Below are 14,652 nucleotides of genomic sequence, written 5' to 3' on the forward strand. Positions count from 1 at the left end.
GGGAGCGAGTCGCGCGTCCCGCGGCCGCGACCGAGGAACGCACCGTGACCCAACCCGCCCTGTTCGGGGCCGCGAGCCCGGCACCCCGGGTGGCCGACGCCGGCCCCCGGTACACGCCGGTCGAGCTGGCCAGGCTGCTGCGGCTTCCCGCACCCACCCGGGAGCAGGCCGCGATCATCGCCGCGCCGGTGGAGCCGCTGCTGGTGGTCGCGGGCGCCGGATCGGGCAAGACCGAGACGATGGCCGCCCGGGTGGTGTGGCTGGTCGCCAACTCGTACGTCCGGCCCGAGCAGGTGCTCGGTCTGACCTTCACCCGCAAGGCGGCCGGCGAGCTGGCGCACCGCGTACGCACGAGGCTCGACCAGCTGATCCGCCGGCTCGGGCGGCGGGACCGGAATCCGCTGGACGATCCCCTCGCCGGCGAGCCGACGGTGGCGACCTACCACTCGTACGCCGGGCGCATCGTCACCGAGCACGGTCTGCGCGCCGGTTACGAACCCTCCACCCGGCTGCTCACCGAGGCGTCCCGCTGGCAGTTGGTCGACCTGCTGGTCCGCAACTACGACGGCGACATGTCCGACGTGGACCGGATGCCGAGCACGATCACCGACGCGGTGCTCGCCCTCGCCGGCGAGCTGGACGAGCACCTCGTCGACCCGGACGACCTGGCCGCCTGGACGGGACGCTTCTTCGCCGAGGTGCAGACCCACCCCGGCCGGGTGTACGCCGACGTGCGCCGGGCGCTCACGCTCCAGCAGGCCCGGCTGCGCCTGTTGCCGCTGGTCCGGGCGTACGCGCGGCGCAAGGAGGACTTCGAGGCGATGGACTTCGCCGACCAGCTGGCCCGGGCGGCCCGGGTCGCCCGGGACCACCCGGCGGTCGGCGTGGTCGAGCGGGACCGGTTCCGGGTGGTGCTGCTCGACGAGTACCAGGACACGAGCCACGCCCAGGTGGTGCTGCTCAACGCGCTCTTCGGCGGCGGGCACCCGGTGACCGCGGTGGGCGACCCGTGCCAGTCGATCTACGGCTGGCGTGGCGCGTCGGCCGGCACCCTCGACCGGTTCCCCGCCGAGTTTCCCCGGCCGGACGGCACGCCCGCGCCCGTGCTCGGCCTCACCACCAGTTGGCGCAACCGCCCCGAGATTCTCGGGGTGGCGAACGCCCTGGCCACCCCACTGCGCGCCGCTGGCGCCCGGGTGGCGGAGCTGCGACCGGCGCACACCGTCCGGGACCCGATCCCGCACCGCAGCCCGCGCGGCGCCGCCGCCGGCACCGTGCACTGCGCGCTCCTGGAGACGTACGCCGACGAGGCGGCCTGGATCGCCGACAGCGTGCTGGCCGCCTGGCGTGGCGCCGCCCGGATGCCCGGCGCGCTGCCCGAGCACATTCCGGTGACGCGACGCCCGACGACCGCGGTGCTGGTCCGCGTCCGCAGTCAGATCCCGGCGATCGAGTCGGCGCTGCGGGATCGGGGGCTGCCCGTCGAGGTGGTGGGGCTGGGCGGGCTGCTGGACACCCCGGAGGTACGCGACGTCGTCTGCACGTTGCGGGTGCTGGCCGACCCGACCGACGGCGCGGCGCTGCTGCGGCTGCTGACCGGCGCGCGGTGGCGGATCGGGCCGCGGGACCTGGTGGCCCTGCACCGGCGCGCCCGGGCCATCGCGGCCGGTCGGCGGCAGCTCGCCGGGGACGGCGGCCCGGAGATCGTCCCGGACCAGTTGGACGAGGCGACGCTGGTGGAGGCGCTGGCCGACCTCGGGCCGGCGCAGGCCTACTCGGCCGAGGGCTACACCCGGCTGCGCGCGTACGGCCGGGAGTTGGCCCTGCTCCGCTACCGCCTGGACCAGCCCCTGCCGGAGCTGATCGCGGACGTCGAGCGGACCACCGGCCTGGACGTGGAGGTGGCGGTCCGCGCCGGGCGGGACGGCGCCGGCGACGCGGGCCTGGCCCGCGGCCACCTGGACGCGCTCGCCGACGTCGCGGCCCGGTTCAGCGGGGAGACGCCGGGCGCGACCCTGTCGGCGTTCCTCGCCTTCCTCGCCGCAGCCGAGGACGAGGAGCGCGGCCTCACCCCGGGCGAGGTCGAGGTGGTCGAGGGGGCGGTGCAGGTGCTCACCGCGCACGCGGCCAAGGGCCTGGAGTGGGACGTGGTGGCGGTCGCGGGGCTCAGCCGCGGTGTCTGGCCCGGCCCGGTGCGCGGCTCGGACCACTGGCTGGGCGGGTTGGGTGTGCTGCCGTTCCCGCTGCGCGGCGACGCCGACGGGCTGCCCCGGCTGGATCTCGCCGAGGTGTCCGACCAGCGCGGCGTGGCCCGTGCGCTCGCCGACTTCGGCGACGCGTGGCGGGCGCACGACGAGCGCGAGGAGCGGCGGCTGGCGTACGTCGCGGTGACCCGGCCGCGCCGGCTGCTGCTCTGCTCCGGGTACTGGTGGGGGGAGGGGACCAAGCGCCCGCGCGGCCCGTCGGTGTTCCTCCGGGAGGTGTACGACGCGTGCGCCGACGGCGGGCCCGGCCACCTGGTCGACGTGTGGACCCCCGAACCGGCGCCGGACGCGGTGAACCCGACCACGGAGGTGGTGCTCCGGGCGGAGTGGCCGGCCGATCCGCTCGGCGCGCGCCGTCCCGCGTTGACCGAGGCGGCCGCGCTGGTCCGACGGTTTCTGACCGAGGGCCCGGACGCGGCCCGGGCCGCGATCGCGCGGGCCGACCCGACGTCGGACGACACCGACACCGAACCGGCGGACGCGCTGCCGGACCCGCTGGCGGACGACCCCGAGGTGGCGCGGTGGCGGCGGGAGACCGACCTGCTGCTGGCGGAGCGGGCCGAGCTGACCCGGTCCGCCGGGGCCGTCGAGGTGGGGTTGCCGGGGCACCTGACGGTCACCCAGCTGGTGACGCTGCGCCGCGACCCGGCCGCGCTGGCCCGCTCGCTGCGCCGTCCGATGCCGACCGAGCCGAACCCGTACGCCCGGCGGGGGACCGCCTTCCACACCTGGCTGGAGCAGCGGTTCGGGGCGGACCGGCTGCTCGACCTGGACGAGCTGCCCGGTGCCGCCGACGCGGACGCGGCGCCCGACGAGGCGCTCGCCGAGCTCCAGGAGCGCTTCCTGGCCAGCGAATGGGCCGAGCGGGTGCCGGTGGAGGTGGAGGTGCCGTTCGCCACGGTGATCGCCGGGGTGGTGGTCCGCGGCCGGATGGACGCCGTCTTCGCGCGGCCGGGTGGGCGCTTCGACGTGGTGGACTGGAAGACCGGCGCGCAGCCCACCGGGGCGGCCGCCGAGGTGGCCGCCGTGCAGTTGGCGGTCTACCGACTTGCCTGGGCGGAGCTGTCCGGGGTGCCGGTCGACCGGGTCGGTGCCGCCTTCCACTACGTCCGGGACGGGGTCACCGTCCGGCCGACCGACCTGCTCGACGTGGCGGGGCTCACCGCTCTCATCACCACTGTGCCGGAAACCGCGCGAACGGACGTCCGGTCGTGGTAGGTTGGTGCTGTTGCAGTTTTGGTTACCAGAGACTCTGTGTGCGCCTGGCGGATTGTGGCCCCAGGCGCTCTTTGTTGTGTCCGGAGTTCTCCGGGCGGGGCGACCAGCAGCGACAGGCGAGGCACGCGTTCGCGTGCGCGCTCACTCTCCGGCCCGCAACAGGTGCGGGTCGGGCGTTCCGTCAAGGAGACGAAACACATGGCAATTGGCACCGTCAAGTGGTTCAACGCTGACAAGGGCTTCGGCTTCATCACCCCGGACGGCGGCGGCGCCGACGTCTTCGCCCACTTCTCGGCGATCCAGTCCTCCGGCTACCGGAGCCTGGACGAGAACCAGCGCGTCGAGTTCGACGTGACCCAGGGCCAGAAGGGCCCGCAGGCGGAGAACATCCGCCCGCTCTGATCTCCGGCACCACCGCACCATCCACCGGGCCCAGCCGGGCGCGGTGACGGGGGTCGGTTCGTCGTCGTACGGCGGACCGGCCCCCGTACTCCCTTCGGTTCGTGCTTGCGACCGCCGGCCACCGTGTCGGCGACAGCGCCCCCTGGGCGCCTTCCTCGACACGTGCCGCCCTGAGGAAGGCCTCCCATGGCTACCGTCGTCCCGTCGTTCGCCGACACCGGGCTCGCTCCCGACCTGCTCGCCGCCCTGTCGGCGCAGGGCATCACCGAACCTTTCCCGATCCAGTCCGCGACCCTGCCCGACTCGCTCGCCGGTCGCGACGTGCTCGGCCGGGGCCGCACCGGCTCCGGCAAGACCCTCGCCTTCGGGCTCCCGCTGCTGCACCGCACCGCGGGTCACCGCGCCCGGCCCGGCCGTCCGCTGGCGCTGATCCTGGTGCCGACCCGCGAGCTGGCCCAGCAGGTGACCACCGCGCTGGCCCCGTACGCCCGCGCCGTCCGGCTGCGCTGCGCGACCGTCGTCGGTGGCCTGTCGTTGCAGCGTCAGGCGGACACGCTGCGCGCCGGCGCCGAGGTGGTCGTGGCGACCCCCGGCCGGTTGCACGACCTGATCGACCGGGGCGACGTCCGTCTGGACGAGGTGCGGACGACCGTGCTGGACGAGGCCGACCGGATGGCCGACATGGGCTTCCTGCCGCAGGTCACGAAGCTGCTGGCACAGGTCGCCCCGGACGGGCAGCGGATGCTCTTCTCGGCGACCCTCGACGGCGGCGTGGACCGCCTGGTCCGCCGGTTCCTCACCGACCCGGTGTCGCACTCGGTCGACCCGGGCACCGCGACCGTCACCGCGATGACGCACCACGTGCTGCACGTCGACGCGGCGGACAAGCCGGCCGCGCTGACCCGCATCGCCGCCCGCGAGGGCCGCACCATCCTGTTCATGGGCACCAAGCACCGCGCCGACCGGCTCGCCCGCCAGCTGTTGGCCAAGGGCGTACGCGCCGCCGCCCTGCACGGTGGCAAGTCGCAGCCCCAGCGCACCCGGATCCTGGAGCAGTTCCGTAGCGGGCAGGTGACCGCGCTGGTCGCCACCGACGTGGCGGCCCGGGGCATCCACGTCGACGGGCTGGACCTGGTGGTCAACGTGGATCCGCCGACGGAGGCAAAGGAGTACCTGCACCGGGGCGGCCGGACGGCGCGGGCCGGCGAGTCCGGCACCGTCGTCACGCTGGTGCTGCCGGAGCAGCGCCGGGACGTGTCCCGGCTGATGACGGCCGCCGGTATCCATCCGGAGTCCGCGTCGGTGCGCCCGGACGACGACACCCTGGCGCGGGTCACCGGGGCGCGGGAGCCGTCCGGGGTGCCGGTGACCATCGTCGCCCCGCAGGCCAGCCAGCCCGCCCGCCGTCGCTCCGTCCCGGCGGCCATTGCCCGTACGGCGGACCCGGCGAGCGGGGACGGCACCGCGTCGGGCGCCGGCCGGGCCGCGCACCGCGCGTCGGGACGCCCGCGGCGTCCCCGCCGTCCGCGCGGAGCCTGACACCCCCGCCGATCACGCCGGGGTCCGTCCTGGACACCGGGCAGCTCCGGCTCCGCGCCGAGGCGCCCGGTGGCCCGCCGGCCGTCGCCTGATGGTCGGCGTCCGGCGCCCGGTCGATCGCGCCCTGAGTCGGTAATCAGCGGCTGGTGCGTCGGCTGGCCGACTGTACGGCCCGCCGGCGTGGTCGATGCTGCCCTCGGGGAATGGCGTCGGGCGGGGGGCCCGGCGCGGAGGGGGTGACCATGGTGGGCGACGTGGGCCCGGGCGGCGCAGTCCGCGAGCTGGTCCTGGTGCTCGCGGTCGCGGTCGCCGGGCTGTTGCTCGCCATGGTCGCGGCCTTCACGCCCTGGCATGCCACGCCGGCCGGGCCCGCACCCGCCGGCCTGGTGGAGCTGCGCAGCCCGGGTGAGGTCCCGGACGCGACGCGGGCCGGCTGACCGGCTCCGGTGGACGGCCGCCCGAGGGCGGCCGGCGGCGTGGTCGGGCCGGCGGGGCACCGGCCCGACCACGTCCCGCGGCGCGGCAGGCGCCGCGGGACCCGCCGAGTCCGTCTCGGGCCGTCCATCCACATCCCGGGACGAGAAGCCTCGGGTATGTCTGCTTTTCCTACCGCCTCGATAGGATAAGGGTCCACGGCCCGGCCCGGAGAGGCGGCATCCATGACCTTCCACTGGTTCCTCCCCACCTCCGGCGACAGCCAGCAGGTCGGTGCGGCGACCGTCACGGCCGGCGCCGCCCGGCACGACCGCGCGGCCACCGTGGCCTACCTGGCCGAGGTCGGCCGGGCCGCCGAGCGGGCTGGGTTCACGGCCGTGCTCACCCCCGTCGGCAGCGGCTGCCCCGACCCGTGGATCGTCTGCGCGGCGGTCGCCCAGCACACCGAACGGCTGGGCATGCTGGTCGCGGTGCGGGCCGGGTTCGCGCTGCCCACGTTGATCGCCCAGCAGGCCGAGGCGTTCCAGGCGGTCTCCGGTGGCCGGTTGGCCGTCAACATCGTCACCGGCGGTGACCCCGCCGAGCAGCGCGCGTACGGCGACTTCCTCGACCACGACGCGCGCTACGCGCGTACCGACGAGTTCCTCGAGGTGCTCCGGCGGTGCTGGCGGGGCGAGCCGTTCGACTTCGCCGGCACCCACTACCGGATCGCCGGTGGCGGGCTGGCGACCCCGCTCGCCGACGTGCCGCCGGTCTACTTCGGGGGCGCCTCCCCGGCCGCCGAGGCGGTGGCCGCCCGGCACGCCGACACGTACCTGATGTGGGGCGAGCCACCGGCCGCGGTCGCCGCGCGGGTGTCCCGCATCCGCGCGCTCGCCGCCGAACACGGCCGCGACCTGCGGACCGGCATCCGGCTGCACGTCATCGCCCGGGCCACCGCCGCCCAGGCGTGGGCCGAGGCCGACCGGCTGCTGGACGGCATGAGCCCGGAGCGGATCGCCGCCGCCCAGGCGCGCTTCCGCCGGATGGACTCGGTCGGGCAGGCCCGGATGGCGGCGCTGCACGGCGGGACGGCCGACGGGCTCACCATCGCGCCCAACCTCTGGGCCGGCGTCGGCCTGGTCCGCGAGGGCGCGGGCACCGCCCTGGTCGGCAGCTACGCCGAGGTGGCGGCCCGCATCGACGAGTACGCGGACCTCGGCATCGACGAGTTCATCCTCTCCGGATGGCCGCACCGGGAGGAGGCGGAGCGGGTCGGCGTGGAGGTGCTGCCCCGGGTGACGGCCCCGGTGGCGGCGGCTCCGGGAAGGTCGCCGGTGGCCGAGGTGCCGACGCGCTAGGGTCGATCCCGTGGCGGCGCGGAGATCGAGAATTCCAGCGACGAAGTATCAGGTCGAGCGGTTCACCCTCGACAACGGCCTACGGGTGGTCCTCAGCCCGGACCGCAGCGCACCGGTCATCGGGGTCGCCGTGGTCTACGACGTGGGCATCCGGTCCGAGCCGGAGGGGCGCACCGGCTTCGCGCACCTCTTCGAGCACCTGATGTTCCAGGGCTCGGAGAACCTGGAGAAGCTCGCCCACTTCCGGCACGTGCAGGGCGCCGGCGGCACCTTCAACGGCTCCACCCACCTCGACTACACCGACTACTTCGAGACCCTGCCCAGCAACGCCCTGGAGCGGGCGCTCTTCCTCGAGGCCGACCGCATGCGCGGCCCCCGGCTGACCGAGGAGAACCTGCGCAACCAGGTCGACGTGGTCAAGGAGGAGATCCGGGTCAACGTGCTCAACCGGCCGTACGGCGGGTTCCCCTGGCTGACCCTGCCCCCGGTCATGTTCGACACCTTCCCCAACGCGCACGACGGCTACGGCTCCTTCGACGACCTGGAGTCGGCCACCGTCGCCGACGCGGCCGACTTCTTCCGCCGCTACTACGCCAGCGGCAACGCGGTGCTCGCGGTGAGCGGCGACCTCGACGTGGCCGAGGCGACCGAGCTGATCGGCCGGCACTTCGGGGACGTGCCGGCCCGGCCCGCGCCGGTGCGGCCCGACTTCACCGAGCCCGACCTCACCGCTGAGCGGCGCACCTCGTACACGGACAAGCTGGCGCCGCTGCCGGCGGTGGCCAGCGCCTGGCGCGTACCGGACCCGGTGGACGACTTCGCCGCCTACCTGCCGTACGTGGTGCTGGCCGAGGTGCTCACCGACGGCGACGCGTCGCGGCTGGTCGAGCGGCTGGTGCAGCGCGACCGGACGGTGACCAGCCTGGGCGGCTACCTCGGGTTCATGGGCGACCCGTTCGACGTACGCGACCCCACGGCCCTGCTGCTCCAGGCGCACCTGCCACCGGGCGGGGACGTCGACAAGGTGCTGCGGACCGTCGACGAGGAGCTGGACCGGTTGGCGACCGACGGACTGACCGAGGGCGAGCTGGCCCGCACCCAGGCCCGGATGGCCACGCACCTGCTGCGGGACACCGACGCGGTGCTCGGCCGGGCGCTGCGGATGGCGGTGCTGGAACAGCAACGCGGCGAGCCGGGCCTCCTGAACGAGCTGCCCCGGCTGGTCGGCGAGGTCACCGAGGACCAGGTACGCGCCGCCGCCGCCACCCTGCGGCCGGAGCGCCGCGCGTCCGTCGAGGTCGTCGCGGGAGGAGCCCGATGAGCGCCCCGTCCGGACCGCGCACCCTGCCGCCACTGGGCCCGAACCGCAGGCTGAAGCTGCCGAAGCAGGCCGAACGGACGTTGGCGAACGGGCTCACCGTGATCGCCGTACGCCGGCCCGCCGTGCCCCTGGTCGAGCTGCGGCTCTGGATCCCGTTCGGTCGCACCCACCTCGCCCGTGGCGCGATGCTCTCGCAGACCATGCTCTCCGGCACGTCCACGATGACCAGCGTGCAGATCGCGGCGGAGCTGCAGAAGGTCGGTGGCGGGCTCTCCGCCGGCGTGGACCCCGACCGGCTGATGCTCACCGGCACGAGCCTGGTCACCGGCCTGGACCGGATGCTGGAGATCCTCGCCGAGGTGCTGACCGGGGCCACCTACCCGAACGACGAGGTGGCCACGGAACGCGACCGGCTGGTCGACCGGATCCAGGTGGCGCAGAGCCAGCCGGCGCACCTGGCCCGGGTCGCGCTGCTGAAGCGGATCTTCGGCCGTCACCCGTACGCGGTGCAGACCCCGGAGCCCGACGAGGTCCGCTCGGTGCGGCCCGCGGCGCTGCGTCGCCTGCACGAGGAGCGGGTGCACCCGGCCGAGGGGATGCTCGTCCTGGTCGGCGACGTGCAGCCGGAGCGGGCGCTGGACGCGGCCGAGAAGGCGCTCGACGGGTGGACCGGTGCCGGTCGCGCCGTCGTGCTGCCGGCCACGCCGCCGCTGGAGCCGGGCCCGCTGCTGCTGGTCGACCGGCCGGGTTCGGTGCAGTCGTCGCTGCGGGTGGCGCTGCCGGCGGTGCCCCGCACCCATCCCGACCACGCCCCGCTGCAACTGGCCAACCTGGTCTTCGGCGGCTACTTCTCCTCCCGCTGGGTGGAGAACATCCGCGAGGACAAGGGCTACACGTACGGCCCGCACTCGCTGATCGAGCACGCCGTCGCCGGGTCGGTGCTGGTCGCGGCGGCGGAGGTGGCGACCGAGGTGACCGGTCCGGCGCTGCTGGAGACGACGTACGAACTGGGTCGGCTCGCCTCGCTCCCGGTGAAGGAGGAGGAGTTGGAGCAGGCCCGCCAGTACGCCCTGGGCACCCTCCAGCTGGGGATGTCCACCCAGGCCGGTCTGGCGGCGCTGACCAGCGCGTACGCCGGCAACGGGCTGCGGCTGGACTTTCTCGCCGAGCACGCGGCTCGACTGGCCAAGGCGACCGTGGCCGACGTCGCCGAGGCGGCCGCGCGCTATCTGGCCCCGGCGAAGGCGGTCACGGTGGTGCTCGGTGACGCCGAGCGGATCGCCCCGGCGCTGGCCGCGCTGACACCGCTCGAGAGGTCGGCATGAGCGGGGAGACCGCCCCGCCGCTGGCCCGCTCGACGCTCGACCGGGCCGCGCACCACCGCACCGACCCGGCCTGGTTGGCCGAGGCGTGGCTGCGCGGCCGGGTGCTGGTGCTGGACTCGACCGCGGGCGGCCGCACCCTCGTCCGCACCGGCGTGATGCCGCCACCCCTGCTGTTGCTGGGGGCCGGTGACCTGCCGGCGGGCAGCGAGGCGGGCGCGATGTTCCTCGGTGTGGAAGAGGACGGGACTCCGATGTTCGCGGTCGACGTTCCGCTGCCGGAGCTGCCCGGCACCCGGGCCGTCGGTCTGCGGGACGTCGGTCATCTGCTCAGTGACCGGGACGCGGGGCTGTTCACCACCGCGCTGGCCCTGCAGAACTGGCACCTGCGGCACCTGTACTCCGCTGCGACGGGGACGCCGACCGAGATGGACGAGGCGGGCTGGTCCCGCGTCGACCGCAACGGCGACCGGATCTGGCCGCGTACCGACCCGGCGATGATCGTGCTGGTGCACGACGGGGTGGACGGCCCCGAGGGGCGCTGCCTGCTCGGCAACAACGCGTCCTGGCCGGGCACCCCGGGTGAGCGCCGGTTCTCCTGCCTGGCGGGTTACGTGGAGCCGGGGGAGTCCGCCGAGGCCGCCGTCCTGCGGGAGGTGCAGGAGGAGGTGGGCGTCGGGGTCGACAAGATCACGTACGTGGGCAGCCAGGCCTGGCCGTTCCCCGGCTCGTTGATGCTGGGCTTTCTCGCCACGGCCGACCCCGAGCATCCGGTGCGGGTGGATCCCACCGAGATCGCGTACGCCCGCTGGTTCACCCGGCGGGAGATCGGCGCCGCGCTGGCGGGGCGGACGGTGGACGTGGGCGGCGGTGCCCGGCTGGTGCTCCCGCCGGCGTCGTCGATCGCGTTGTTCTTGATCCACCGCTGGTTGGACGGCTGGTTGGAGACGCCGGCCTGACCGGGGCCGCGCACGGTCCCGGCCCGTGACCGTCGTTGCCGCGGCGGTCACGGGCCGGGAACACGGGCCGTCGTGGTCGGTGGGCGAGGAACACGGCGGGGGAGCCGGTCGGCCACGACGGACGTCTTCAGGTGGTGCGACCCTTCGGGCCCCACCGGCCCAGAGCGGGCTCGGTCAGCGGCAGCACCTTGACGCGCTGCCGGCCGGCGCGCACCGCACCCACGGTGGACAGCGCGCGGGCCAGCAGGAGTGCCGCGTCGCGGTCCTCGGCGTGCACGATCTGCCGGCGGGGCTCGGGGGAGGTCGTCTCGTCCCGCAGGCGGTGACCGCCGGCCCAGGCGGCGGCGATGTCCCCGTCCGCGACGGCGCGGATGTCGGTGCGAACGATCAGGAACCGCATGTGGGTCTCCGGATGAGCCGCGACTGGATGAGACGGTGTGGAACTTCCACGTCACTCTGTCGTCATGTTACGCCGCGTATTGGGCTCGGCAACTGAAACGCGACGATTGATGTGGAGCGTCGTCCGATCAGCGGATGGCTGGTCAGCGGCCTGCCGGGGGACACATGCGACGGGGCCGCCGGCATCGTGCCGACGGCCCCGTCCACTGTCCCGGGTCAGTCCAGATCGAACTGGCCCTCCTTCGCTCCGGCGATGAAGCCGAGCCAACCGGCCCGGTTGAACAGCAGCACCGGGCCGCTCGGGTCCTTGCTGTCCCGCAGCGCGACGACCGCCGGGGCGGCGCCGAGTGGGGCGACCTCCACGCAGTTGGAGGTCTGGCTGCGGGTGCTCTTGCGCCACGGGGCTTCCGCCAGGTGCCGGGCGGGGACGGACGAGGTGTCGCGGATCTCGTTCATGGTTCTGCTCCAATCGAACCGCTGCGATGGGACGAGTGGTGCCGCACGCCCCCGACGGAGGGTCCCCCGTGGACTCACCGTTCCGTCAGTCGCCCCGAATGCCGACGGCGTTGAACCGGCGCCGTTGCCGATCCGTACGCCACTGTGGACGGCGATGCCGTCTCGGTCAGCCGTCCCGTCGCCTCGATCAGCCAGGAGAGGGTGTCCGAGGCGGGAAGTGCCGCCGTGCATAGCCACTCGAACACCACTTTATAGCGATTTAGGGTTTTTGCCTCGGTCGACATGACGTCGGTGAAGCCACCTTCGATGGCGACCGTCTCCGGATCGAGGGGATCGGCGAACCGGTAGACGGAGAACGCGGTCGGCGGGAGGTACCAGTCGCCGATCGGCGTGTCGCGCGGAAGTACGTGCAGGGTGACGTTGGGCAGCAGGGCCAGCTCGCAGAGCTGCTCCAGCTGTTCGTGGAGCACCTTCGGTGGGCCGGCGCGGCGACCGAGCGCCGCCTCCTCCAGCACGGCGGTGTAGCGCGGCGCGTCCGGCTCGCGGGTCAGCAGCGACTGTCGGGCCAGCCGGGCCTGGACCTCGGTCTCCGGCTCCTCGGTCGGCTCCGGGTCGCCGGCCCGCTCGCCGACCTGCCGGGCCGACACGATCCGCACCCGGGCGTAGCCGGGGGTCTGGAGCAGCCCCGGCACGAGCACCGGGTTGTACTCGGAGATCTCCGCGCAGCCCGCCTCCAGCTCGGCCCAGCTGCGCTGCTGCTGGGTCATCACCGGGAAGTTCCGCAGCCAACCCCGCATGTCGCCGGCCTCCTCGGTGATGCCGAGGAGTTCCTTGCGCAGCGCCTCGTCGGCCCCGTAGAGGTGGAGCAGGTCCTGGACGTCCTGCGGGTCGGGGCGGCTGCGGCCGTTCTCCAGGCGGGACAACTTGGACGCGGAGGCCCAGCCGATCCGCTCGATGACCTGGTCCCCGGTGAGACCAGCGGCCTCGCGCAGCCGGCGCAGTTCGGTGCCCAACCTGCGGCGACGCAGGATCGGGCTGGGTGACGCAGGAGGCACGGTGTCCTCTTTCCCGTCGACCGTCGACGACGCGACGGTAACTGTATGAAATTCGCCCCCCACCGTCAGTATGGACGGCGCGGCCGGTGTCGGAGCTTCCGGCGGGGGCGTGTCTCGCAGAAAAGAGGACCGTGGAACGGTGCGGACGACCGGCGACGGCGTGCCGCACGGCCGCGCCCCCTCGACCGCGCCCGCCGGGCGCGCCACCGTCAGCCGGAGGATCCATGCGCACCGTCCTGCGCCGTCCCGACTTCCGTCTCTTGTTCGTCGGGCTGCTGGCCAGCATGGCGGCGGAGTCCATCCTGCTGCTTGCGCTCGCCATCTGGGTGAAGGACCTCACCGGGTCGAACGGGCTGGCCGGCGGCACCATCTTCGCGATCATCGCGCCGATGGCGTTGGCGCCGCTGGTCGGCTGGGTCGTCGACCGCTACCCGCGCCGGCCGTTCTTCGTGGCCGGAAACCTGGTGACCGCGCTCCTGCTCACGCCGCTGTTCACGGTCCGGGACCGCGCCGACGTCTGGGTCATCTACCTGGTGGCCGCCCTGTACGGGCTCTCCTACCTGACGCTCAGCGCCACGCTCAGCGGGCTCATCCGGCAGGTCGTGCCGGTGGATCTGCTGGCCGAGGCGAACGGCGTGCTGCAGACCGTACGCCAAGGGCTGCGCCTGGTCGGTCCCCTGGCCGGGGCCGGCCTCTACGCGGCACTCGGCGGTGTGGCGCTGGGCCTGATCGGCATGGCCGGGTTCGTGGTCGCGGCCGCCGTGGTCGCCGCGATGCGCACGACGGAGCCGTCACCGTCCGGCCCGACGGACGGTCCGCCCGGGCGACGTCGGCTCGTGGACCTGAGCGGTGGCCTGCGTCACCTGGCGGGCGAGCCGGCGCTGCGCCGTGCGCTGCTCGGCTACGGGATGGGTTCCCTGGTGATGGGCTTCACCGAGTCGCTGATCTTCGCGTACGTCGACCAGGGGCTACGCCGGGACGCCGCGTTCGTCGGCGTGCTGGTGACCGTGCAGGGGTTCGGCGGGTTGGTGGGCGGTCTCTGCTCGCCCGCCGTGGTGCGGCGCCTCGGTGAGGTGGGCACACTCGCCGCCGGCGTCGCCTTCTTCGGGCCGGCGGCGCTGGCGCTGGCGTACCCCGACCTGCGGCTCGGGATCGTGGCGCTGCTGCTGGCCGGGGTTTCGCTGCCGCTGATCACGGTGGGGCTGAACACGCTGGTCCAGCGCCGGACGCCGCCGCGGATGCTGGGCCGGGTGACGGCCGCCGCGGAGGCGATGGTCAGCGGTCCGCAGGCGATCTCCATCGGCACCGGAGCGCTGCTGGTCGGCGTCCTGGACTACCGGCTGCTGTTCGTGCTGACCGGCGCGGCGACCCTGGGAGCCGGTGCCTACCTGTGGCGTTCCCGCCACCTGACCGCCCCACCCCCGCCGCTACCACCCCCACCCCCGCCACCCCCACCGGCGACCCACCTGCCCCGCCCGCGCCGCCCTGGTGATCATGAAGTCGTTGCCGCGACACTCCGACGCGGTCGGCGATAACTTCATGATCATCGGGGTGGGCGGAGGGACGCGGAAGGGGGCGGCCGTCCCTCGGACGGCCACCCCCTTCCGGTGCTGCGGGGTCAGGCGGCGATGCCGGCCAGGTGCTGCTTGACCTGGGTGATCGAGGGGTTGGTGAGCGCGCTGCCGTCGGCGAAGCGCAGCGTGGGGACGGTCTGGTTGCCGCCGTTGACGCTCATCACGAACTCAGCGGCCTGCGGGTCCCGCTCGATGTCGATCACCTCGTAGCCGATGCCCTCACGGTCGAGCTGCGACTTCAGGCGGTGGCAGTAGCCGCACCACGAGGTCGAGTACATCGTCAGCATGGTCAGATCCTCCAACTGCTCCGCCCGGCGGCTTGCCGATCAAACCGAGGCTAACGGCTGCAACGTCCGGGGTGGCTGCGA

Annotated in this window: 13 protein-coding genes; 9 read left to right on the plus strand and 4 right to left on the minus strand. The window is 74.2% G+C overall.

Features of this window, described 5'->3' with window-relative positions; translation table 11 throughout:
- Window positions 1-44: 44 nt before the first annotated feature.
- From GA0070620_RS26515 to nudC, 8 genes are all read left to right on the plus strand, one after another.
- On the plus strand, window positions 45-3,482 hold the full coding sequence (locus tag GA0070620_RS26515) for an ATP-dependent helicase (protein WP_091595281.1): 3,438 nt from the start codon (window positions 45-47) through the stop codon (window positions 3,480-3,482).
- Between the two features lie 198 nt (window positions 3,483-3,680).
- Window positions 3,681-3,884 (plus strand): cold-shock protein, encoded by a 204-nt coding sequence (locus GA0070620_RS26520; protein ID WP_091595283.1) that lies wholly within the window; start codon window positions 3,681-3,683, stop codon window positions 3,882-3,884.
- A gap of 186 nt (window positions 3,885-4,070) precedes the next feature.
- Entirely contained in the window at window positions 4,071-5,423 is a 1,353-nt protein-coding gene (locus tag GA0070620_RS26525; protein WP_091595285.1) for a DEAD/DEAH box helicase, read from the plus strand.
- A gap of 242 nt (window positions 5,424-5,665) precedes the next feature.
- Window positions 5,666-5,860 carry a hypothetical protein gene (locus GA0070620_RS26530; protein WP_091599407.1) on the plus strand — a complete coding sequence of 65 codons (195 nt, stop codon included), beginning with the start codon at window positions 5,666-5,668 and terminating at the stop codon, window positions 5,858-5,860.
- Window positions 5,861-6,082: 222 nt separating this feature from the next.
- Window positions 6,083-7,198 carry an LLM class flavin-dependent oxidoreductase gene (locus GA0070620_RS26535; protein ID WP_091595287.1) on the plus strand — a complete coding sequence of 372 codons (1,116 nt, stop codon included), beginning with the start codon at window positions 6,083-6,085 and terminating at the stop codon, window positions 7,196-7,198.
- A 10-nt stretch (window positions 7,199-7,208) separates the two neighbouring features.
- Window positions 7,209-8,519, plus strand: a complete 1,311-nt coding sequence (locus GA0070620_RS26540) for a M16 family metallopeptidase (protein ID WP_091595289.1) — start codon at window positions 7,209-7,211, stop codon at window positions 8,517-8,519.
- Window positions 8,516-9,844: a M16 family metallopeptidase gene (locus GA0070620_RS26545; RefSeq protein WP_091595290.1), complete on the plus strand. Its 1,329-nt coding sequence runs from the start codon at window positions 8,516-8,518 to the stop codon at window positions 9,842-9,844. Before GA0070620_RS26540 ends, GA0070620_RS26545 begins: the two co-directional genes overlap by 4 nt.
- Complete coding sequence (gene nudC / locus GA0070620_RS26550) at window positions 9,841-10,800, plus strand: NAD(+) diphosphatase (RefSeq protein ID WP_091595292.1); 960 nt, start codon at window positions 9,841-9,843, stop codon at window positions 10,798-10,800. The genes GA0070620_RS26545 and nudC overlap by 4 nt, the downstream gene beginning before the upstream one ends.
- Window positions 10,801-10,927: 127 nt before the next feature.
- Here the strand turns inward: nudC and GA0070620_RS26555 are convergent, their stop codons facing one another.
- The 3 genes from GA0070620_RS26555 to GA0070620_RS26565 all read right to left on the minus strand — a co-directional run bounded on the left by GA0070620_RS26555 (window position 10,928) and on the right by GA0070620_RS26565 (window position 12,710).
- Window positions 10,928-11,200: a hypothetical protein gene (locus GA0070620_RS26555; protein ID WP_091595294.1), complete on the minus strand. Its 273-nt coding sequence runs from the start codon at window positions 11,198-11,200 to the stop codon at window positions 10,928-10,930.
- A 215-nt stretch (window positions 11,201-11,415) separates the two neighbouring features.
- Window positions 11,416-11,655, minus strand: coding sequence for a DUF397 domain-containing protein (locus GA0070620_RS26560; protein WP_091595296.1), 240 nt, complete (start codon window positions 11,653-11,655; stop codon window positions 11,416-11,418).
- Between the two features lie 74 nt (window positions 11,656-11,729).
- Window positions 11,730-12,710 carry a helix-turn-helix domain-containing protein gene (locus GA0070620_RS26565; protein WP_091595298.1) on the minus strand — a complete coding sequence of 327 codons (981 nt, stop codon included), beginning with the start codon at window positions 12,708-12,710 and terminating at the stop codon, window positions 11,730-11,732.
- A 224-nt stretch (window positions 12,711-12,934) separates the two neighbouring features.
- On the opposite strand from GA0070620_RS26565, the gene GA0070620_RS26570 reads away from it, so the two are divergent.
- Window positions 12,935-14,245 carry an MFS transporter gene (locus tag GA0070620_RS26570; RefSeq protein WP_091595300.1) on the plus strand — a complete coding sequence of 437 codons (1,311 nt, stop codon included), beginning with the start codon at window positions 12,935-12,937 and terminating at the stop codon, window positions 14,243-14,245.
- A gap of 83 nt (window positions 14,246-14,328) precedes the next feature.
- Here the strand turns inward: GA0070620_RS26570 and GA0070620_RS26575 are convergent, their stop codons facing one another.
- Window positions 14,329-14,571, minus strand: a complete 243-nt coding sequence (locus GA0070620_RS26575; protein ID WP_091595302.1) for a mycoredoxin — start codon at window positions 14,569-14,571, stop codon at window positions 14,329-14,331.
- Window positions 14,572-14,652 lie beyond the last annotated feature (81 nt).

This window comes from Micromonospora krabiensis (genome assembly GCF_900091425.1).
Classification (GTDB): domain Bacteria; phylum Actinomycetota; class Actinomycetes; order Mycobacteriales; family Micromonosporaceae; genus Micromonospora; species Micromonospora krabiensis.